The 22,670-nt window shown below is 74.6% G+C and carries 10 protein-coding genes; 7 read left to right on the top strand and 3 right to left on the bottom strand.

Annotated features, from left to right (window positions below):
• Positions 1 to 19: 19 nt before the first annotated feature.
• Positions 20 to 1,417 carry an MFS transporter gene (locus ABT158_RS45830; protein ID WP_352364836.1) on the bottom strand — a complete coding sequence of 466 codons (1,398 nt, stop codon included), beginning with the start codon at positions 1,415 to 1,417 and terminating at the stop codon, positions 20 to 22.
• 157 nt (positions 1,418 to 1,574) lie between these two features.
• Between ABT158_RS45830 and ABT158_RS45825 the strand changes: the two genes are divergently transcribed.
• On the top strand, positions 1,575 to 2,492 hold the full coding sequence (locus ABT158_RS45825) for a nitroreductase/quinone reductase family protein (RefSeq protein ID WP_352364834.1): 918 nt from the start codon (positions 1,575 to 1,577) through the stop codon (positions 2,490 to 2,492).
• Positions 2,493 to 2,551: 59 nt separating this feature from the next.
• Positions 2,552 to 3,190, top strand: a complete 639-nt coding sequence (locus ABT158_RS45820; RefSeq protein ID WP_352364832.1) for a 4'-phosphopantetheinyl transferase family protein — start codon at positions 2,552 to 2,554, stop codon at positions 3,188 to 3,190.
• 1 nt (position 3,191) lies between these two features.
• Here ABT158_RS45820 and ABT158_RS45815 read toward each other — a convergent pair whose 3' ends face one another.
• A complete protein-coding gene (locus ABT158_RS45815; RefSeq protein WP_352364830.1) occupies positions 3,192 to 4,475 on the bottom strand; it encodes a cation:proton antiporter in 1,284 nt (427 codons plus the stop codon).
• Between the two features lie 134 nt (positions 4,476 to 4,609).
• Between ABT158_RS45815 and ABT158_RS45810 the strand changes: the two genes are divergently transcribed.
• Genes ABT158_RS45810 through fabD form a run of 4 tightly spaced genes read left to right on the top strand, consistent with a single transcriptional unit; the run spans position 4,610 to position 9,642 of the window.
• The gene (locus ABT158_RS45810) at positions 4,610 to 5,443 is read left to right on the top strand and encodes a DUF6039 family protein (protein WP_352364828.1); all 834 of its coding nucleotides are present in this window, start codon (positions 4,610 to 4,612) and stop codon (positions 5,441 to 5,443) included.
• Positions 5,444 to 5,446: 3 nt separating this feature from the next.
• A complete protein-coding gene (locus ABT158_RS45805; protein WP_352364826.1) occupies positions 5,447 to 6,664 on the top strand; it encodes a hydroxymethylglutaryl-CoA synthase family protein in 1,218 nt (405 codons plus the stop codon).
• Complete coding sequence (locus ABT158_RS45800) at positions 6,655 to 7,377, top strand: enoyl-CoA hydratase-related protein (RefSeq protein WP_352364824.1); 723 nt, start codon at positions 6,655 to 6,657, stop codon at positions 7,375 to 7,377. Before ABT158_RS45805 ends, ABT158_RS45800 begins: the two co-directional genes overlap by 10 nt.
• Positions 7,378 to 7,392: 15 nt before the next feature.
• Positions 7,393 to 9,642 (top strand): ACP S-malonyltransferase, encoded by a 2,250-nt coding sequence (fabD, locus tag ABT158_RS45795; RefSeq protein WP_352364822.1) that lies wholly within the window; start codon positions 7,393 to 7,395, stop codon positions 9,640 to 9,642.
• Here the strand turns inward: fabD and ABT158_RS45790 are convergent.
• Entirely contained in the window at positions 9,639 to 10,373 is a 735-nt protein-coding gene (locus ABT158_RS45790) for a thioesterase II family protein (protein WP_352364820.1), read from the bottom strand. The two genes, fabD and ABT158_RS45790, sit on opposite strands and share 4 nt — an antisense overlap.
• A 98-nt stretch (positions 10,374 to 10,471) precedes the next feature.
• On the opposite strand from ABT158_RS45790, the gene ABT158_RS45785 reads away from it, so the two are divergent.
• The gene (locus ABT158_RS45785) at positions 10,472 to 22,669 is read left to right on the top strand and encodes an amino acid adenylation domain-containing protein (protein WP_352364818.1); all 12,198 of its coding nucleotides are present in this window, start codon (positions 10,472 to 10,474) and stop codon (positions 22,667 to 22,669) included.
• The last annotated feature ends 1 nt before the right edge of the window (position 22,670 follow it).

Raw genomic sequence — 22,670 nt, 5'->3', positions numbered from 1 at the left:
CCTTGGTGGAAGGGGTGGGTCAGGCGCGGCGCGGCAGCAGGAAGCCGCCCGCCGCGAGGGCCAGGCCGAGCCCGGCCGCGATGAGGAAGACCAGGCCGTAGCCGTCGGCGAGGGCTTCGGGGGAGCCCGCCGTGCCGGCGGCCGTCGCGAGGACCGCCAGGCCGATCGACGAGCCCACCTGGCTGGTGGTGTTGGCCAGGCCCCCGACGACGCCCGCCGCGCCTTCGGGCGCCTCGGCGGTCGCCGCGGCCATGAGGGTGGGGAAGGTCAGCCCGATGCCGGCCGCGACGAGCAGCGTGGGCCCGAGGACACCGGTGAGGTAGCCGCTGCCGGCCTGGGCCAGGGACAGCCAGCCGAACCCGGCCGCGAAGAGCGCGCCGCCGCCGAGCGTAAGCGCCCGCGCCCCGGCCCGCGGCAGCAGCGCGGCGGACGTCCGGGCGACCAGCATGAACGCCACCGCCGCGGGCGTCTGCCCGAGCCCCGCGAGCAGCGCGCTGAAGCCCAGGACGTTCTGCAGGAACAGCGACGTGAAGTACCACATCGCGATGGTGATCCCGCCGAACAGCAGCAGCATGCCGTTCCCGACGGCCACGCCCCGGATCCGGAGCAGCCGCAGGGGCAGCATGGGCCGCCCGGCGAAGCGCGCCTCGACCACGACGAAGACGGCGAGCAGCAGCAGGCCGGCGAGCACCGGCACGAGCACCCGGCCGGACGACCAGGCGTGGTCGGCGCTCTGCATGACCCCGTACACCAGCGCCGCCAGGCCGGCGGTTCCGGTGACCGCGCCGGCCAGGTCGAGCGGCTCGCGCCGCGCGCCGCGCACGGGGACCAGCGCCGCGAGGGCCACGGCGATCAGCAGCGCGCCGACCGGCACGTTGATCAGGAAGACCCAGCGCCACGACAGGCCGGTGGTGATGGCGCCGCCGGCCACCGCGCCGATCAGCCCGCCGACGCCGCCCGCGGACGACCAGGCGCCGAACGCCCTGGCACGCGCGCCCGGCTCGGTGAAGTACGTGTTGATCACGGCCAGCGTGGCGGGGGCCGTCATGGCGGCTCCGGCGCCCTGTGCCACGCGCGCCGCGACCAGGACCTCCGCCGCGGTGGCCAGGCCGGCGGCCAGGCTGGCGGCGGAGAACAGCAGCAGCCCGGCGACCAGCGTCCGGCGCGGGCCGAACAGGTCGGCGGCCCGGCCGCCCAGCAGCATGAAGCCGGCGAAGGCGAGCAGGTAGCCGTTCACCACCCAGGCGAGCCCGGTGGGGGTGAAGCCGAGCTCCGCGCGGACGGCGGGGAGGGCGACGTTCACGATGGAGGCGTCCAGGATGACCATGAACTGGCCGGCGCAGGCCAGCGCCAGGATCAGCCAGGACGGGACGGTCCGTGGGGTGGCCCGCCGGGCGGCGGCGCCGATGCTCGTCATGGGTTCTTCCGTTCTTGTCTGCTTCGCCGTGGACGCGCGGCGTGCGTGCGCCGCGTCAGGGAGGATCCCGGCTCCTGCGGGCCGTGCCCCGGCCGTGTAGGATTTGGTTACGCGGATAACTATTATGCAGATAACTAATTTCCGTCAAGGAGCGATCATGGACTTCGCGCAAGCCGACGCCGTCAACCAGGCGATCCGCCTGCTGAGCCTGCGCCACCGGGCCAGGGCCGCCGCCCTGCTGGCCCCCCTCGGCCTGCATCCCGGGCAGGAGGCGCTCCTGCTCGAACTCGCCCGCACCGGGCCGAGGATCCAGGCGCAGCTCAGCGAGGCGCTCGGGTGCGAGCCGCCCAGCGTGACGCTCATGACCCGCAAGCTGGAGGCGTCCGGCCACATCCGCCGCACGCCGGCGCCGTCCGACAAGCGGGCCAGCGTGGTCGAGCTCACCGACAGCGGCCGGGCCCTGGCCGACCAGGTGAAGCGGCTCTGGGTCGACCTGGCCGAGGAGACCGTGGCCGGGCTGCCGGCCGAGACGGTGGCCGGGCTGCCCGCCCTGCTCAACACCCTCACCGACAACGTCGACAAACGCCCCGGCCGGCGGCCCGGCCCGGCGGAGGCGCGGCGGGCCGGGCAAGCACTGACCGGCGAGTACGAGCCCAGCACGTCGGACTGGGTCCGCGAGCACGTCGAGCAGATCATGCGCACCGGCACGACCGACGGCGTCACGATCAAGGACCGGCCCGTCGTGCTGATGACCTACCGGGGCGCGAAGACCGGCAAACTGCGCAGGACGCCGGTCATGCGGGTCGAGCACGAGGGGCGCTACGCGGCCGTCGCGTCCCTGGGCGGCGCGCCGGTCAACCCGCAGTGGTACGCCGGCGTGCTCGCCGAGCCCGTCGTCGAGCTCCAGGACGGCGCGGCGACCGGCGTGTACCGGGCGCGCGAGGTGTCGGGGGAGGAGAAGGACGCCTGGTGGCGGCGGGCGGTGGCGGCCTACCCCGACTACGCCGACTACCAGGCCAGGACCGAGCGCCGGATCCCCGTCCTCGTCCTCGAACCGCTCACCGGCGAGCGGTGACGACGGCGGCCCGTGGGTAGACGGAAGGGCACCCGCCGGCCCAGGAGGAGGGACAGCCGATGATCGAGACGCTCGTCCCGGACAACGTCGCCGTCTCCACCGCGTACGGCGACCCGCCCGGCGTGCGGCTGTTCCCCGAGGAGCGGCACGCCGTCAGGAAGGCGGTCGCCAAACGCCGGCGCGAGTTCGCCACCGTCCGCCACTGCGCCCGCGAGGCGCTGGCGGCCCTCGGCATCCCACCCGCGCCCATCGTCCCCGGCCGGCGCGGCGCGCCGCGCTGGCCGGCGGGCGCGGTGGGCAGCATGACGCACTGCGCCGGGTTCCGCGCGGCGGCCGTGGCCGCCGCCGGCGACGTGCGCAGCATCGGCATCGACGCCGAACCGCACGAACCGCTCCCCGAAGGCGTCTTCCGCATGGTGGCCCGGCCCGAGGAGGCCGCGATGGTCCGCGAGCTGCGCGACCTGCGGCCCGGCACCTGCTGGGACCGGCTGCTGTTCAGCGCCAAGGAGTCGGTCTACAAGGCGTGGTTCCCGCTGACCGGCGAGTGGCTGGGCTTCCACGACGGCTCACTCGCCTTCTCCCTCGACGGCCGCTTCCGCGCCAGGCTGCTGCCGCCGGACGCGCCGCTGGCGGAGTTCGCGGGCCGCTGGACGGCCGCCCCCGGGCTGCTGGCCACGGCGATCGTCGTCCCCCGATAGGTCAGCCGCGGCGGCCGGGCTCGACCAGCTGCTCGTGCTCGGCCCGGCGCAGGCGTTCCTCGGCGGTGAGCTCGACGCGTCTCATCGCGACGCGCAGGATCGGCGGCGCCATGAGCGAGGTGACGATAGCGACGACGATCACGATCGTGTACATCGCCGTGTCGATGATGCCGATGCGCAGCCCGACCATCGCCACGATCACCTCGATGACGCCGCGCGCGTTCATGCCCGCCCCCAGCGCGAACGCCTCCCACGCGCCCATCCGGCTCAGCAGCGCCCCCAGGTACGCGCCCAGGAACTTGCCGACGATCGCCACCCCCAGCACGACCCCGGCCGCCGCCAGCACGTCCGGCCTGGCCAGCAGCGTGAGGTCCATGCGCAGGCCGGCCGTCGCGAAGAACAGGGGAGCCAGCACGCTGAGGACGATCGTGCGCAGCGGGGCCAGCCACGCGGCGTCGGCGTGGCCGGACCGCCCGATCAGCGCGCCGCAGACGAACGCGCCCAGGATGGCCTCCAGGCCGAGCGCGTGCGTGCCGGCGGCGGCCAGCAGCACCAGCACCACGGCGGCGGCCACGGCCGGGCCCGGCTCGTCCGAGCGGGTGGCCGCCCGCATCGTCCAGCGGACCAGCGGCCGGCCCACCCACAGCGCGAACGGCACCAGCGCGGCCAGGTAGACCAGCGACAACACGATCTGCCCGGTGCGCACGCCGGTGGTCGCCATGGCCGAGACGACCGAGAGCATGAACCAGCCGAACGCGTCGTCCACCATCCCCGCGGTCAGGCAGAGCTGGCCGACGTCGCGGTGCAGCAGCTTCATGTCCGTCAGCGTCTTGGCGATCACCGGGATGGCGCTGACGCACGTCGCCACGCCCAGGAACAGCGCGAAGACCGTCACGCTGGTGCCCTCGACGAGCAGCGAGGCGGGCAGCAGGAAACCGGCGGCCACGCCGAGCCCCAGCGGCACCACCAGACCGGCGACGCTCACCTTGACGGCCGTCGCGCCGCGCCGGCGGACCAGGCCGAAGTCGAGCTGGACGCCGGTGATGGCGACCAGCAGCAGGACGCCGACCTGGCCCACCGCGTCCAGCAGGTGGAGCTGGGTGAACTTCAGGGCGGGGGCGAGATGGCCCAGCAGCGACGGGCCGAGCAGCACGCCCACGGTCAGCTCGCCGACGATGGCGGGCATGCGCAGGCGCACGGCCAGCCGGCCCAGCAGGACGGCGAGACCGAGGAGCAGGCCCAGCTGCAGCATGAAGACCAGCAGTTCGTGGGCTCCCAGAGGCATGTCAGGCACAGGAGAGGCTAGGCCGATCGGGCCGCCGTCCTGCTGCTCAATATTGAGCCCGCCCGCGACGGGCACGCCGGGGGCCTGCTCAATATTGAGCGGAGCTTCCCGCCCCCGTGGGCGACATTCGGGGCATGACCAAGCCGGCGCAGTATCAGACCACCCTGCCCCCCGACCAGTTGCTGCACTCGGGCAACGCGGGCCTGATCATCCACCGCGTGGGGATGCTGGAGTACGGCATGGCCCGCGAGGGCCGCGACTTCAGCGTGGACCTGCTCGACTACATGAACCGCGCCCAGGCCGGCGTCGCCACGACCTTCTGCTACGAGGAGGTCTTCGGCGTACGCGAGCGGCTGCACTGGTTCGTGCACATGAAGTCCCCCGAGAAGTACAGCAAGCTCATCGAGATGGTGGACCACGACGAGGCGTTCCAGCAGATCTCGCTCAAGGACCGGCTGCCCAAGAAGGGCGGCGGCAACTGGGAGAAGATGTTCGTCCACGGCAGTCTCCAGGAGACCGTCATGTGCCCGCAGCACGGGTTCACCGACGACGTGCACGACGTGCCCGGCACGTTCGTGCCGCCCGCGACGTACCAGACCACGCAGCGGGAGCAGCTCAACTCGGCGACCGCCGGCGCGATCGTGCTGCGCACCGCCGACGCGCGCTACGAGCTGCGCGAGGAGGGACGGCAGTTCCTCTACGACTGGTCCCGCTATCTCAACGCCAACCTCGAAGGCCGCGCCACCGCCTTCATCTACGAGCAGACGTGGGGCCGGCAGGACCGCCTGCACGCCCTCATCCACCTGCGCGAGCTGGACGACTACCAGGCCGTGCAGGAGGTGGACCGCGGCGAGGGCATGCGCAAGGAGGTCTACGACGTGGAACGGGTCCCGGAACGGCACGGCGGCGGGCAGTGGGACCGGCTGTTCGTGCCGACCAGCATCCACGACGTCCTGATGGTGCCCTAGGCCATGGCTCTCGGGATCGAGGCGATCAACGCGTACGTCGGCAGGGCGTACACGGACGTCCGCGCGCTGTTCGACGCGCGCGGCCTGGACGTGAACCGCTTCGGCAACCTGATGATGGAGCAGCGCTCGGTCAACCTGCCCTGCGAGGACCCGGTCACCAACGCGGTCAACGCCGCCCGCCCGCTGCTGGACGCGCTCGCCCCGGAGGAGAAGGACCGGATCGAGCTGCTGGTGGTCGGCACCGAGTCGGGGCTCGACTTCGGCAAGCCGATCAGCACCTACATCCACCACCACCTCGGGCTGAACCCGGCGTGCCGCTCGTTCGAGGTCAAGCACGCCTGCTACGGCGGGACGGCCGCGCTGCAGTGCGCCGCCGCCGTCGTCGGCGCGAGCCCGATCCCCGGCGTGAAGGCGCTGGCCATCGCCACGGACGCGGCCAGCGGCACCGCCAAGTCCACCTACTGGGAGCCCTCCGAGGGCGCCGGGGCGGTGGCGATGCTGGTCGGCGAGGACGCGCGGGTGCTGCGGCTCGACCCCGGCGCCAGCGGCTACCACACCTTCGAGGTGATGGACACGGCCCGGCCGCGCCACGACACCGACGCGGTCGATCCGGACCTGTCGCTGCTGGCGTACATGCGCTGCGCCGAGGAGTGCTTCGCGGCCTACGGGCGGCGGGTGGCCGGGGCCGACATCGTGGACACCTTCGACTACCTGGCGCTGCACACGCCGTTCGCCGGGATGGTGAAGGGCGCGCACCGGATGTTGCTGCGCAAGCTCAAGGGCATGGGGGCGCGGGAGATCGAGGCCGACTTCGCGGCCCGGGTCGCGCCGTCCCTGGCCTACGGCGTGCGGGTGGGCAACACCTACTCGGCCGCGCTCTACCTGGCGCTGTGCTCGCTCATCGACCACGGCGCGTTCGACGCGCCGAAACGGGCGGGGCTGTTCTCGTACGGGTCGGGCTGCGCGTCGGAGTTCTACAGCGGCGTGATCCCGGCCCAGGGGCGCAGCGGCATCGGCCGGGCGCTGGACGAGCGGCGCGAGATCGGCGTCGAGGAGCTGGACGCGCTGACCGAGCTGAGCGCCGACCGCGCCTTCGGGGTGCGGGACGCCGTGCTCGACCCCAAACCGTACGGCGACCTGTACGAGGACGCCTTCGGCGGTCGCGGCCTGCTGGTGCTGGACCGCATCGCGGACTTCCACCGGGAGTACAGATGGAGCTGACCTCGGCGACCCTGCGGCACCGGCTGCGCGGCCGCACGATCGACGACCGCGCCATCGACGAGCTGGGCGCCGCCCTGGACGCGGCCGAGCGCGCGCCCGGCTGCCGCATCCTGCTGCTGGAGGGCGGCGACGGCGTCTTCTGCACCGGCATGGACCTGGAGGAGGCGGCCGGCAGCGACGTCGCCGACGGCGGCCGGGCCTTCTACGGCCTGCTGCGCCGCTTCACCGAGACGCCCGTGACGGTGGTGGCCCGGGTGGACGGCCGGGTGGCCGGCGGCGGCGTCGGCCTGGCCGCGGCCAGCGACTTCGTCTTCGCCAGCGGGCGCAGCACCTTCAGCCTCCCCGAGGCGCTGTGGGGGCTGCTGCCGTGCTGCGTGCTGCCGTTCCTGATCCGGCGCACGGGCTTTCAGAAGGCGTACGCGATGACGCTGAGCACCCAGCCGGTGAGCGCCGCAGAGGCCGCCGCCTTCCACCTGGTGGACGAGGTGTCGGACGACCCGGAGGCGCTCGTGCGGCGGCTGGCCTACCGGCTGACCAAGCTGGACCGGTCGATCGTCACGGACATGAAGCGCTACTTCCGCGAGCTGTGGATCCTGTCGGACGAGACCGAGCAGGTGGCGGTCAAGGAGTTCGGCCGGCTCATGTCCAGCCCCGAGGTGCGCCGCAGGCTCGTCGACTACGCGACCGAGAAGAGATTCCCCTGGGAACGCTAGAGAGGAACGCGCCTGATGTCCGTCGTGTGGGTTTTCCCCGGGCAGGGGTCGCAGCGCAAGGGCATGGGCGCGGGCGTCCTGGAGCGGTACCCCGACCTGTGCGCCCGCGCCGACGAGATCCTCGGCTACTCCGTCGCCGAGCTGTGCGACGACCCCAGGCGGCTGCGGGAGACCCGCTACGTGCAGCCCGCCCTGTTCACGGTCAACGCGCTGAGCTTCCTCGCCCGGCAGGAGGACGGCGGCCGGCCCGACTACCTGGCCGGGCACAGCCTGGGCGAGTACGCGGCGCTGTTCGCGGCCGGCTGCTTCGACTTCGAGACCGCGCTCGGCCTGGTCAGGCGGCGCGGCGAGCTGATGTCCGCGGCGGGCGGCGGCGCCATGGCGGCGGTGCTCGGCGCCGACCGTGAACAGCTGGAGGAGCTGGTGGCGGGCACCGGCGTCGACATCGCCAACTACAACTCCCCGGAACAGGTCGTCCTGGCCGGGCCCAAGGACGAGCTGGACGCGCTCAGCCGCGGCGGCCCCGGCAAGTGGGTGCCGCTGAGCGTGAGCGTGCCCTCGCACTCGCGCTACATGGAACCGGCCGCCGACGCCTTCGCCGAGGCGCTGGAGGGCGTCCGCATCGAGGAGCCGCGGGTGCCCGTCATCTCCAACGTGACCGGACGCCCGTACCGGGCCGGCGAGGCGGCCGAGCTGCTGCGCCGCCAGATCTGCAACCCGGTGCGCTGGGTGGACGGCCTGCGCTACCTGATGGACCAGGGCGTGTCCGAGCTGGAGGAGATCGGCCCCGGCGACGTGCTCACCAAACTGTGGACGGTCACCCGCCGCCACCCGCCCGAGCCGCCTGCCGCTCAGAAGCCGGTCGAGCAGCCCGCCGCCCGGAAGCCGGTCGAGGCACCCGCCTCCCGGGAGGCCGGGATCGCGCTCGGCTCGGCCGAGTTCCGCGCCGACTACCGCGTCCGCCACGCCTACCTGGCCGGGTCGATGTTCAAGGGCATCGCCTCGGCCGAGCTCGTGATCAGGATGGGCCGGGCCGGGCTGATGGGCTTCCTCGGCGCGGGCGGCCTCACCCTGGACCAGATCTCCGACGCGCTCGACACCGTCCAGTCCGCCCTCGGCCCGGACGGCGCCTACGGCGTGAACCTGCTCTACGGCTTCGACGAGGAGGGCCTGGAGCGCGAGACGGTCGACCTGCTGCTCCGCCGCGACGTGCGGTACGTCGAGGCCGCCGCCTACCCGCACATCACCGCGCCCCTCGTCCGCTACCGCTGCAGCGGCGCGCACCGCGACCCGGCCGGGCGTCCGGTCGCCGTCCGGCACGTGGTGGCCAAGGTCTCCAGGCCCGAGGTCGCCGCCGCGTTCATGCGGCCCGCCCCGCAGGCCGTCCTTGACCGGCTCGTCCGGGAGGGGGCGCTCAGCGCGGCCGAGGCTGAGGTCGCCGCCGAGCTGCCGGTCAGCGCGGACGTCTGCGTCGAGGCCGACTCGGCCGGGCACACCGACGGGCGCTCGCCGTACGCGCTGATGCCGGCGATCCTGCGGCTGCGCGACGAGGAGATGGCCGCCCACGGCTACGCCCGGCGCATCAGGGTCGGGGCGTCCGGCGGCATCGGCGCGCCGGAGGCGGCCGCCGCGGCGTTCGTGCTCGGCGCCGACTTCATCGTCACCGGCAGCGTCAACCAGTGCACCCCGCAGGCCGGGACGTCCGATGCCGTCAAGGACCTGCTGGCCGGGCTCGACGTGCAGGACACCGCCTACGCCCCGGCCGGCGACATGTTCGAGATGGGCGCGCAGGTGCAGGTCGCCAGGAAGGGCACGCTGTTCCCGGCCCGCGCCAACAAGCTGTACCAGCTCTACCGCCAGTACGGCTCGCTGGAGGAGATCGACGAGCGGACCAGGCGGACGATCCAGGACAAGTTCTTCCGCCGCTCCTTCGAGGAGGTGTGGGAGGAGACCCGGGCGTTCCTGGCCGCGCGCCGGCCGGCCGAGCTGGCCCGCGCCGAGCGCGACCCCAAGCACCGGATGGCGCTCGTCTTCCGCTGGTACTTCGTGCACACGATCAGGCTGGCGCTGCGCGGCGAGGCCGGGCGGCAGGTGGACTACCAGGTCCACTGCGGGCCGGCGATGGGCGCGTTCAACCGGTGGGTGGCGGGCACGGAGCTGGCCGACTGGCGGGCCAGGCACGTGGACGTCATCGCCGACCGGCTGATGGAGGCCGCCGCCGGGCTGCTCGAAGCCCGGCTGCGCGACCTGTCCAAGGACGGTTAGACGTTGAGGAGATGGCGGTTCAGGTCCTCCTGGACCGCCGTCAGCACCTCGGGCCGCGGGCCCTTGAGGTAGAAGTGGTCGCCGTCGAACACGCGCAGCGTGAAACCGCCGCCGGCGGCCTCGGCCCAGGCGCTGATCTCGTCCGGGTCCACCTCCGGGTCGGCGTCGCCGGTCAGCGCCGAGATCGGGCACTCCGGACGCGGGCCGGGCAGCGGCGTGTACGACTCGTTCAGCTCGAAGTCGGCGCGCAGGCCCGGCAGGAACACCTCCAGCAGGCTGCGCTGGTCCATCACCTCCGACGGCGTGCCGTTCAGCTTGCCCAGCTCGCTCAGCAGCTCGTCCTCCGACAGGTCGGTGAAGCGGCGGCGGCGGGTGGGCAGGTGCGGCGCGCGGCGTCCGGACACGAACAGCACCGCGGGCGGGAGGCGGCGGGCCGTCTCCCAGGCCACCACGGCCCCCATGCTGTGCCCGAACAGCGCGAACGGCCGGTCGGTGTACGGCTCGATGGCCTCCGACAGCGGCCCTGCGAGCTGCTCCATGCGGTTGTAGGGCCGCTCGCGCAGGCGTGACTCGCGCCCCGGCAGCACCACCGGGCAGACGTCGACGTCCGGCGACAGGTGGTCGTCCCATTTGCGGAACAGCGCCGACCCGCCTCCCGCGTGCGCGAAGCAGAACAGTCTGATGCGGGCGTCGGCTCTGGGCTCGCCGCCCGCTATCCAGGAACCAGGCATGGTCAGAAAGTTACGGCCGATCGCCTTGCGCTGCCTGCTCAGTCTTGAGCAGGCAGCGCGCGCCGTCCTCACTAGCGTCGCAGTGAGGGAGGAGGCCCATGGAGCACGACGAGCGCGTGACGGAGACGGTCATCCGCCTGCTGGCCGAGGTGCTGCCCGGCGGTGCGGAGCTGACCCCCGACGCTTCACTCAAGGACAGCGGACTCGACTCGATCTCCGCGGTACGGGTGTGGTTCGAGATCCAGCGGGAGTTCTCGCTGGACCTCCCCGTCGAGCGGCTGGGCGGCTGCGCGACGCCGGCCGAGCTGGCCGCGCGGATCGCCGAGCTGGCCGGGACGGCCGAGCACGACATCCCCGTGACCGCGGCCGAGATCAGCCCGGCCCCCGGCGACCGGCACGAGCCGTTCCCCCTGACGCCCCTGCAACAGGCGTACGTCATGGGCGCGGACGAGGACGCCACCCCCGACCCGGTCGGCTGCCAGGTCTACCGCGAATTCGAGGTGCCCGGCGTGGACCCCGGCCGCCTGCGCGCGGCCTGGCAGCGCGTCGTCGACCACCACGACGCCCTGCGCCTGGAGCTGGGCGAGGACGGCACCCAGCGGATCCTGGAGCGGGCCCCCTCCTGGGACCTGCCGGTGGACCAGCCCGGCGCCCGCGAACGCCTCGCGCACCGGCGTTACGAGCCCGGCGTCTGGCCGCCGTTCGCCGTCGAGGTCACCACGCCCGGGACCGTGCACTTCGGCATCGACGCCAGCGTGACCGACGGCCGCGGGCTCGACGTGCTGCTGCGCGACTGGTGGCGCTGCTACCGCGACCCCGGCCACGAGCTGGAGGAGAGCGGCCTGTCCGTCCGCGACTGCCTGCTGGCGCTGGACGCCCGGCGGGGCGGCCCCCGCCACCAGGAGGACCTGGACTACTGGCGGGAACGCCTGGCCGACCTGCCGCCCGGCCCCGCAGCCGGCGTGCCCGACGGGTCGCCGCGCTCCGCGCTGACCGGCTCGCTGACCGCCGCCCAGTGGGGCGCCCTGCGCGCCAGGGCCGCCGAGCTGGACGTCTCGCCGACCGCCCTGGTGCTGACCCTGTTCGCCGAGACGGTCGGCAGGAGCGAGGACTGCTCCCTGGCCGTGACCACGACCGGCCGGGCCTGGCTGCCGCGCGAGGTGGACGAGGTGGTCGGGCCGTTCACCGGCACCGCCGTGTTCGCCGCCGAGAGCACGCTCGGCGAGCCGCTCCCGGAGGCGGTCCAGGAGGTGCACCGGCGGTTGTGGCGCGACCTCGGCCACGCGGGCGTCCCCGGCGTGACCGTCATGCGGGAGCTGCGCGAGCGCACGGCGCTGCCCGTCGTCTTCACCAGCCTGCTGGACGCCCGGCCGGACGAGGCCGTGCCGCCGGTGACGTACGCGCTGAGCCAGACCTCCGGCGTCGCGCTCGACCACCAGATGTGGGAGCACGACGGCGAGCTGCGGGTGCGCTGGGACCTGGTGCCCGGCTGCTTCGCACCCGGCGAGCCGGAGACTATGTTCGCCCGCTTCACCAACGCGCTGCGCGCCCTGGCCGCCGACACCGGCGAGGAGGAGATCCGGCCGCTCAACGAGCTGCAGAAGGCGTACTACGTGGCCCGCGCGGGCGGCTCGCACCCGTACGACGGCTGCCAGGTCCACCACAGCTTCCACGTCCGCGACCTGGACCGGGACCGGCTCGAACGAGCCTGGCTGCGCCTGGTGGCCGCGCACGACGCGCTGCGCTCGGAGGTCACCTACGACGGGACGCTGCGGGTCAGGCCGCACGCGCCGGAGAACTGGCACATACCCGACATCCCCGACGCCGAGCCCGGCGAGACGGCCGCGGAGATGGCCGGGCGGGCGTTCCCGCTGGGCCGCTGGCCGCACTGGGAGCTGCGGGTCAGCGGCGAGACGGTGCACGCGGCCGTCGACCTCGCCGTGCTGGACGGCCGGAGCATCCACATCGTGCTGCGCGAGCTGTTCAGGCTGTACGCCGACCCGGCCACCGAGCCGCGGCCGCCCGCCGAGGCCCCGGCCGCCCTGGAACGTCCGCACGAAGGGGGCTATTGGGACGAGCGGTTCCGCGACCTGCCGCCGGGGCCTGAGCTGGCCACGACGCCCGCGCGCCGCGTCCGGCTGAGCGGCAGCGTCGCCGCGGTGTCCGACGAGACCGTCTTCGCCGCCCTGGCCGGCGCGCTGCGCGGGCGCTTCGCCGACCCCTTCAGCGTGTCCGTGGTGCGCTGGACCGCCGAGTCCGAGCCGCGGCGTCCCGGCGAGCACACCGCCCTGAGCTGGGTCACCGACGCGGAGTCCTACCCCGACCGGATCGCCGCCGACGCCGCGAACGGCGCCCTGACAGGCCTGGCCACGCTGCGCGGCCACGTCATGAAGGAGCGCCGCCGCCGCGCCTACGCCTTCCCCGTCGTCTACACCAGCACCCTCGACCTGACCGACCACCCCCTGCCGGACGGCGTCGAGGCCGGGCCCTGGATGACCTACACCCCGGACGTCGCGCTCGACTGCATCGTCATCCGGGAGGGCGACCGGCTGCACTACCACTGGGACGCGCTGGCGCCGGAGTTCCCCGACCTCGCCGAGCTGTTCGCGGCCTTCGAGGACCGGCTGCGCCCCGCGCACCGGCTGTTCGAGCGGCAGGCCGCCGCCCGTCCCGACGCGGTCGCGCTGCGGCACGCCGGCGGCACCATGACGTACGGGGAGCTGAACCGGCGTGCCAACGCCGTCGCCTGGCGGCTGAAGGAGCTGGACGTGGGGCCGGGGACGGTGGTCGCCGTGCGCCTGTGCCGCGGGCCCGACATGGTGGCCGCCGTCCTCGGGATACACAAGGCGGGCGGCGCCTACCTGCCGGTGGAGCCGTCCCTGCCGGACGAGCGGGCCGCCGTCATGCTGGACGACGCCGCCGCCGGGATCGTGCTGACCTGCGCGCAGACGCCCGGCTGGGCCGTGCCCGAGGGCGTGCGCGCCGTCGAGCTGGACGCCGGCGGCGACGACCGCGGCGACCCGCCCCTCGCCGGCACCGTGGACGACCTCGCGTACGTGATCTTCACCTCGGGCAGCACCGGCAAGCCCAAGGGCGTCGAGGTCAGCCACCGGCCGCTGCTCAACCTGCTCGACTGGTGCTACCGCACCTTCGACTTCGACGCCTCCGACGTCGGGCTGTGCGTCACCTCGCTCGGCTTCGACCTGTCGGTGTTCGACATCTTCGGCCTGCTCGGCCGGGGCGCCTCGCTCTACATCGCCGACGAGGGCCAGCAGCGCGACCCCGAACTGCTGCTGGACGTGCTCATCGACGAGCCGATCACGTTCTGGAACTCCGCGCCCACCACGCTCAACCAGCTCGCCCCGCTGCTGGCCGAGCGGCAGGGCGGGGAGGGCACCGGCGACCTGCGGCTGGTCTTCCTCAGCGGCGACTACACGCCGCTGCCGCTGCCGGACGCCGTGCGCGCGACCTTCCCGCGGGCGCGGGTGGTCAGCCTGGGCGGCGCCACCGAGGCCACCGTCTGGTCGAACTGGTTCGAGGTGGGCGAGATCGACCCGTCGTGGCGGAGCATCCCGTACGGGCGGCCGATCGACGACGCCCTCTACCACATCCTCGACGAGGACCGGCGGCCCTGCCCCGAAGGCGAGGAGGGCGACCTGTACATCGGCGGCAGGTGCCTGAGCCTCGGCTACCGCAACCAGCCCGAGCTGACCGCCGAGCGGTTCGTGCCGGACCCGTTCGCGGGCGGGCGCATGTACCTGACCGGCGACCGGGCCGCGCTGCTGCCCGACGGGAACATCACGTTCCTCGGGCGGGCCGACAACCAGGTGAAGATCCGCGGGTTCCGGGTGGAGCTGGGCGAGATCGAGCACCGGCTGCGGCAGCATCCGGGCGTGCGGGACGTCGTCGTCCTGGCCCGCGACGACCGGTCGGGGGAGCGGAAGCTGGTCGCGTACGTGATGGCCGAGGGCGCGGAGCCGGACGTGGGGGAGCTGCGGGCGCACGCGGCCGGGACGCTGCCGGCGTACATGGTGCCCAACCACGTGGCGTTCGTCAGCACGTTCCCGGCCACCGCCAACGGCAAGCTGGACCGGGACGCCCTCCCGTGGCCGCTCACCGACCGCGCCCCCGAGCCCGAGCCCGAGCCCGAGCCGGAGCCCGCGCCCGAGGTGGCGGGGCGGACGGTGACGGAGATCGCCGAGCTGTTCGCCGAGCTGATCGGGGTCGAGGAGGTCGATCCCGATCAGGACCTGTGGGACCAGGGCGTCACCTCCTTCACCATGGTCCAGGTCTCCAAGGCGCTGCGGAAGCGGTACGGCAGGCGGGTGCCGGTGGCGCTGCTGCTGGAGAACCCGACCGTCACCGGCATCGCCACCGTCGTCGGCGCCCCCGCCGACGAGCCCGCGCCGAAGAAGCCCGCCACCGAGAAGCCCGTTGAGCAGCCTGTGCGGGCCGACGCCGAGGCGGACGGGCCGGGGGAGGTCGACTTCTTCTCGCCCGAGGACCGGGAGGCGTTCAAGGCGGGCCGCTGGAACCTGCGCCCGCTGGAGCCCGACGCCAGCCTCATCCGCCTCGACCGCCTGGACGTGCCCGAGGAGCACTTCGCCTGGCGGGCCAGCGTGCGCGACTTCGCGCCCGGCGCGCTGCCGTACCGGTCGTTGTGCCGGCTGCTCGGGCTGCTGCGCGAACGGCGGCTCGGCGACCGCGCGCGCCACCTGTACCCGTCGGCCGGGGACACCTACGCCGTGCAGGCGTACCTGCACGTCACCAAGGGCGCGATCGGCGGCGTCGCCGAGGGGATCTACTACTACAACCCGGTCGAGCACGCGCTCCAGCTCGTGAACGGCCGCCCCGAGCTCGACCGTACGGCCCACTTCGTCTACAACCGCGACCTGTACGACCGCGCCGGCTTCAGCCTCTACCTGATCGGCCAGACCAAGGGCATCGAGCCCCTGTACGGCGAGCAGAGCCTGCGCTACCTGACCCTGGAGGCGGGCTACCTCGGCCAGCTCCTGATGACCGGCCAGGCGGCCTGCGGCATCGGGCTCTGCCCCATCGGCGAGGTCGCCTTCGACCAGGTGCGCGACCAGTTCGACCTGGACGACGGCCACCGCTTCCTCCAGGCGTTCCTGGGCGGCCCCGCCGAGTACGCGACCGGCGACGCCACCCCCGTGTTCGCCACGCCGGTGCTCTCCGCCCCCGCGCTCTCCACCCCCGCGCTCTCCACCCCGGAGACGGAACCGGCCCTCCGCACCGAGCCCGCCCGGCCCGAGGAGCGGGCGGCCGGGCTCGCCGTGATCGGCATGGCCGGCCGCTACCCCGGGGCCGACGACCTGGACGGCTTCTGGCGCAACCTCAGCACCGGCACCCGCAGCCTGGGCCCGAGCCCGAGAGGCGAGCGTCCCGGCGGCTACCTGGAGCACATCGACCGCTTCGACAGCCTGCTCTTCCACGTCTCGCCGAAGGAGGCCGCGACGCTCGACCCGCAGCTCCGGCTCCTGCTGCACAGTGTCTGGGAGTGCCTGGAGCACGCCGGTCACACCCCTGACTCCCTGCACGCGACCGCCCCCAGGGTGGGCGTCTTCGTCGGCTCGATGTGGCACGACTACCAGCACGCGGGGGCCGCCGCCTGGCGCGCGGGCGGGCCGGCCGTGGTCTCGGCGACCGCGTCCGACATGGTCAACCGCGTCTCGTACTTCTTCGGCTTCACCGGGCCGAGCATCGCCGTGGACACGTCGTGCTCGTCCACGCTGACCGCCCTGCACCTGGCCGCCCAGGCCATCCGTACGGGCGACTGCGACGCGGCCGTGGTCGCGGGCGTCAACCTGCTCGCCGACCCCTACCACGCCGGGCTGCTGGCCGGGCTCGGCCTGCTGGCCGAGGAGGCCGGCGCCGCCGCCTTCGACCCCGACCGGCCCGGCTGGACGGTCGGCGAGGGCGTCGGCTCCTTCCTGCTGCGGCCCGTCGCGGACGCCGTCCGGGCGGGGGACGCCGTCCACGGCGTGGTCGAGGCCACCTGGGTCGCGCACACCGGGCGTACCGGGCGCTTCACCGCGCCGAGCGCCGACGCCATGGCGGCGTCCATGCGCCGCGCCCTGGAGCGGGCCGGCGCCGGGCCCGGGGACGTCTCCTACGTCGAGTGCGCGGCGGCCGGCGCCGCCCTGGCCGACGCGGCCGAGGCCGAGGCGCTGGCCGAGGTCTTCGGCGAGCGCTCCGAGCCCGTCGCGGCGGGCACGCTCAAGCCGAACATCGGCCATCTCGAAGCCGCGTCCGGCGCCTCCCAGCTCGCCAAGGTGCTGCTGCAGCTCCGGCACGGACGGCTGGCGCCCACTCTGCTCGCCGAGCCGCCCACCGACGCGGTCACCGTGCCGGAGCAGCCGCAGCCGTGGACCGGCGAGCGGCGGGCGCTGATCAACGCCTTCGGGGCGACCGGCACGCACGCCCACGCCGTCGTCCGCGCGCCCCTTCCCGAGGAGACCCCGGGCAGCTCGGCCGAGGACGGCCGGGAGCACGCCGTCCTGGTCTCCGCCGCGACCCCGGAACGGCTGGTCACCGCCGCCCGCCGCCTGGCCGAGGCCGGGGAGCGGGACGTGCGCCGGATGGCCTACACCACCCAGACCGGGCGCGCCGCCCTCGCGCACCGGCTCGCCGTCGTCTGCCGTGACGCGGCCGGGCTGCGGGAGGGGCTGGCGGCGTTCGCGTCCGGCAGGACGCACCCGTCCGTGCTCGCCGCAGGCTCCGGCGGGCGTCCGAGCGGCGGGGAGGCCGAGGCGGCGGCCGCCTGGGTGGCCGGTCAGGACGTCGACTGGGCCCGGTTCTGGCCGGAGCCGCCCGGACGGGTCGCGCTGCCCGCCTACCCGTTCGAGGCCGAGCCGTACTGGATCGAACGGGCGGAGCCGGTCGCGCCGGAGGCCGCCGCCGGGGACATGGAGGACTACCTCAAGGGCGTCTACGCCGAGGTCTCGGGCATCGACGCCGACCGGCTGGGGACGCGGGTGCCGCTGGAGCAGTACGGGCTGACGTCGTCCCAGATCGTGGAGCTCAACGCGCGGCTGGAGCGCGACCTGGGCGAGCGGTCGCGCACGCTCTTCTTCGAGCACAAGGACCTGGCCGGGGTCGCCGCCGCCCTGTCCGCCAGAACCCCCGCCCCGCCCCCGACGAACCGGACCGAACCGCGCTCCGCCCGGACGGAAAGCGCCGATGACGGCGCGATCGCCGTCATCGGGATCGCCGGGCGCTACCCCGACGCCCCCGACCTGGGCACGTTCTGGGAGAACCTGGCCGCCGGGCGGCACTCGCTCTCCCGCGTGCCCGCCGACAGGACGCGCGACGGCTGGCCCGTGGACCTCATGTGGGGCGGCTTCCTCGACGGCGTCACCGACTTCGACCCGCTGCTGTTCGGCATCACCCCGCGCGACGCGGCCCTCATGGACCCGCAGGAGCGCGTCTTCCTGGAGGTCACCTGGGAGGCCCTGGAGGACGCCGGCTACCCGCGCACCCGCCTGCGCGAGCGGCACGGTTCGAACGTCGCCGTCTACGCGGGCGTGATGTACAACGAGTACCCCTTCTTCGGCGTCGAGCAGAGCCTGAGCGGCACGCCCCAGGACACCGGCGCGACGCTCGGCGGCGTGGCCAACCGCGTCTCCTACCACCTGGACCTCAAGGGGCCCAGCATGTCGGTCGACACGATGTGCTCGTCGTCGCTGGCCGCGCTGCACCTCGCGGTCCGGTCGCTGCGCCAGGGGGAGTGCGAGCTGGCGATCGCCGGCGGCGTCAACCTCAACCTGCATCCGAACAAGTTCGTCCAGCACGCCCGCATGCGGCTCACCGCCGGTGACCGGCGCTGCCACAGCTTCGGGGCGGGCGGCGACGGCTTCGTGCCCGCCGAGGGCGCCGGGGTCGTCCTGCTCAAGCCGCTGTCCAGGGCCAAGGCGGACGGCGACCGCATCCACGCCGTGATCAGGGGCACCGCCGTCGTGCACTCGGGCCGGACGAACGGCTGGGTGGTGCCGAGCCCCGTCGAGGAGGGCGAGCTCGTCGCCCGCGCGCTCGCCGACGCGGGCGTGGACCCCGCCGGGATCGGCTACCTGGAATGCCACGGCGCGGGCACCGCGCTCGGCGACCCCATCGAGATCAACGCCCTCATGCGGGTGTTCGGGCAGGTGGGGGCAGCGCCGGGCAGCATCCCGATCGGGTCGGTCAAGTCCAACCTCGGGCACGTCGAGTCGGGCGCCGGCATCGCCGGGCTCACCAAGATCGTGCTCCAGCTCCGGCACCGGCGCCTCGTGCCCTCCCTGCACGCCGACGAGCTCAACCCGGACATCGCCTGGGACGAGATCCCCTTCCGCGTGCAGCGCGAGGCGGCCGACTGGCCCGAGGGACCCGGCGGCGCGCCCCGGCGAGCGGGCCTCAGCTCGTTCGGCGCCGGCGGGACGATCGCCCACGCAGTGATCGAAGAGCCCCCGCCCACCTCGACCGGTACCCCCGCCTCGACCGGCACGCCTGCCGCGACCGGTATGCCCGCCTCGACCGGCGCGCCCGGCGGCGGACCGCAGCTGATCGTGCTGTCGGCCCACGACGAGCGGCGGCTGCGGGCCATGGCGGGCCGGCTGGCCGGACACCTGCGCGCGACGCCCGAGAGCCTCGCCGACGTCGCCCACACCCTCCGCATCGGACGCGAACCGCTGCGCGAACGGCTCGCCCTGGTCGTCGCGGACGTGGCCGAGCTGTGCGAACGGCTGGACCGGTTCGCCCGGTCGGAGCCCGCCGACGTGCTGCGCGGCCGGACCCGTCCCGGCGTCCCGCCGTCCGGGTGGTCCGGCGACCAGCTGTCCGGACGGCCCGGCGACCTGCTGGAGCTGGGACGGCACTGGGTGGACGGCGGCCACGTGGACTGGACGCCGCCGCCGGGCGCGCGGCTGGTGGGGCTGCCGTCGTACCCGTTCGACCGGATGCGCTGCTGGCCGTTCGAACCCGCCTCCGGCGCCCCGGGACCGGCCTCCGGCGTCCCGGGACCGGCCGCCGCCGAGCGGGAAACCGCTTCTGGCGGCAGGGAGCCCGCTTCCGGCGTGCCGGGACCGGCCGCCGTCGAGCGGGAGCGCGCCTTCGGTGAGCGGGAAGCGGCCGTCGGCGAGACGCCGCTCTTCGAGCGGACCTGGGCGCCGTCCGGGCAGCCTCCCCATGACCCCGGGACGCTCGGCGGCGGGACCGTGGTGTGCCTGTTCGGCGACGCCTCCGAGGAGCTGGCGCGCTCGCTCGGCGACCAGGTCGTGCCCGTGGGCGCGGGCGACCCCGTCCCGGAGGAGTTCACCGGCTGGATCGACCTGCGCGACCTGGGCGAGGCCGACCCGGCGGGCGAGCTGGACCGGCTCGCCCTCCTGCGGGAGGCCCTGGCCCGGCGTCGCCCGCTCCGGAGCCTGCACGTCACGAGCGGCCTGCTGGACCTCGGCGGCGCGTCGCCGAGCCTGGCGGGGGCGCGGATGGCGGGGTTCGTCCGGATGCTCGCCGCCGAGTACCCGGCGGTCACGGCCACCGTGCTGGACAGCGACCGGCCAACGGCCGCGCAGATCCGCGCCGAATGGGCGGCCGCCGAGCCGTACGGGGAGGTCTGTTACCGCGACGGCGAGCGGTTCCGTCCCGATCTGCGGGAGTTGTCCGCGCCGTACGCCGAGCCGCGGCTCGATCCCGCGGCCGTCTACGTCGTGAGCGGCGGCACCAGGGGGCTGGGCGCGCTGGTGGCCCGCCACCTGGCCGATCGCGGCGCGCGCCGGCTCGCCCTGCTCGCCGCGCGTCCGCTGCCGCCGCGCGAGCAGTGGGACGGCTCCGGCGAGGAGGCCGTCGCCACCGTCCTCGACCTGGAACGCGCGGGCGCCCGGGTGGTCGTGCACACCGGGCCGCCGTCCGGGGTGGCCGCCTTCCTGGACGGCGTGCGGCGCGAGCTGGGCCCGATCGGCGGCGTCGTCCACTGCGCGGGACGCTCCAGCCAGGGCCGTCCGTCGCTGGCCCACAAGTCCGAGGACGACCTGCGGGCCGTGCTCGCGCCCAAGGCCGACCTCCTGGAGGCGCTGGACGAGGCGTGCGCCGGGGACCGTCCGGCCTTCTTCGTCACCTTCTCCTCCGTGTGCGCCGCGGTGCCCGCGCTGGCCGCCGGGGTCGCCGACTACGCGGCCGCCAACGCCTTCCTCGACTACTGCACCGGGGTCAGGCGGCGGTCCGGGCGGACCGAGTTCCGGTCGGTCGACTGGCCGCAGTGGCACGAGTCCGGCGGGGCGCGCGGCAAGCCGAACGTCGGCGAGGCCGTCGGGCTCGCGTCCCTCGGCGATCGGGAGGGGCTGCGGGTGCTGGACCGGGTGATCGGGTTGCCGCGCGGCGCGACCGTGCTGCCGTGCCCGCCGTCCGGTACGTCCGGTGTGTCCGTGGACGTCCCGGCGCTGATCCGGCTCCCCGAGCGGGCGGACCGCCGCCCGGCCCCCGCCCGCCCGGCTCCCGAGCCGGCGCGGGCCGCTGAGGGGCCCGACTGGCTGGCCGTGCTGTTCTCCGAGACGATCGGCATCCCCGTGGACGCGCTGGACCCGACGGCGGAGTTCGGGGACCTCGGCGTCGAGTCGGTGATGCTGGCCGAGCTGGTGCAGCGCATCGAGGAACGGCTCGGGGAGAGCCTGGAACCGTCGCTGCTGCTCGACCACCCGACGCTGGAGCAACTCCGCGACCGCCTCGACCTCCCCGAGCCGGACGCCGCCCGCCCGGACGCCCCGGAGCCGGACACCGACCGCCCCGACGCTCCCGAGCCGGCCCTTCGCGGTGTCGCCGAGGATCGCAGGATCGCGATCGTCGGCATGGCCTGCCGGTTCCCCGGCGCCCCGAACGTGGCCGCGTTCTGGCGGAACCTCACCGAGGGCCGGTGCGACGTGCGCGAGGTGCCCGCCTCCCGCTGGGACCACCGCGAGCTGTACTCGCCCGAACCGGCCCTCGGCCGCAGCATCAGCAAGTGGGGCGGCTTCGTCGACGGCATCGAGGACTTCGACAACGACTACTTCGGCCTGGGTGAGGACGAGGCCCGCGCCCTCGACCCGGCCATCCGCATGTTCCTGGAGTGCTGCGCGGCCTGCCTGGCCGACGCCGGTTACGACCCCGCCGAGCTGCGCGGACGCCGGGCCGGCGTGTTCGCCGGAGCCCGCATGTCCGACTACGGGCGCCGGGTCGGCGTCCGGCCGGGCGGGCTGGCCTCGGACCAGAACTTCATCGCGGCCAGGGTCGCCCACCACTTCGACCTGCGCGGCCCCAACCTCGTCGTGGACAGCGCCTGCTCCTCCTCGCTGGTCGGCGTGCAGCTCGCCGCGCAGAGCCTGCTCGCCGGGGAGGCCGAGGTCGCCCTGGCGGGCGGGGTGGAGGTGCTCCTGGACGAGAACGACTACCTCCAGCTCAGCGCGGCCAAGGCGCTGTCGCCCACCGGACGGTGTCACACGTTCGACGAGCGCGCCGACGGGTTCGTGCCGGGGGAGGGGTGCGGGGTCGTCCTGCTCAAGCCGTTGCGCGCGGCGCTGGCCGACGGCGACCGGGTGCACGCGGTCATCGAGGCGGTCGCGGTGAACAACGACGGCCGCACGATGGGCGTCACCACGCCCAACCCCGAGGCCCAGGCCGACGTGGTCCGCCGGGCTCTGGCGGCGGCCGGCCGCACGCCGGGCGAGATCGGCCTGATCGAGGCGCACGGCACCGGCACGCTGATCGGCGACCCCATCGAGCTGCGCGCCCTGACGCGGGTGTTCGCCGAGGGCGGCGGCGATCCGGGAACGTGCGCGATCGGCAGCGTGAAGACCAACATCGGGCACACGCTCAGCGCGGCCGGGATCGCCGGGTTGATCAAGGCGGCGCTGGCCGTCGAGCACGGGCGGATCCCGCCGACGTTGTCCTGCGAGCGGCCCAACCCGCGCTTCGACTTCGCCGCCTCGCCCTTCGAGCCTGCCACCGAGCCGCGGGACTGGCCCTCGCCCAGGGTCGCGGGCGTGAGCTCGTTCGGGCTCGGCGGCACCAACGCGCACCTCGTGCTGAGCGAGCCGCCGCCGGGCGTGCGGCCGGCACGCGAGCCCGCCCCCGCGCCGGTCTTCCGGCGCAGGCGCCTGTGGCTGGAACGCGACCCGGCCCCGGCCCGTGACCCGGCCCGTGACCCCGCCCGTGACCCCGCCCGTGACCCGGTTCCGGCCGGCGCCTCCGGCACCGGCGCCGGTCCCGATCCCGGTCCGCCGGACGACGCCAGCTCGCTGCTCGACCTGAACATCACCACGGGGAGGCGCTGAC

Origin of the sequence: Nonomuraea sp. NPDC001636, from assembly GCF_040298265.1 — a bacterium.
Lineage (GTDB): Bacteria > Actinomycetota > Actinomycetes > Streptosporangiales > Streptosporangiaceae > Nonomuraea.
The sequence above is the reverse complement of the archived record's forward strand: the minus strand, read 5'-3'. Positions and strand labels throughout refer to the sequence as shown.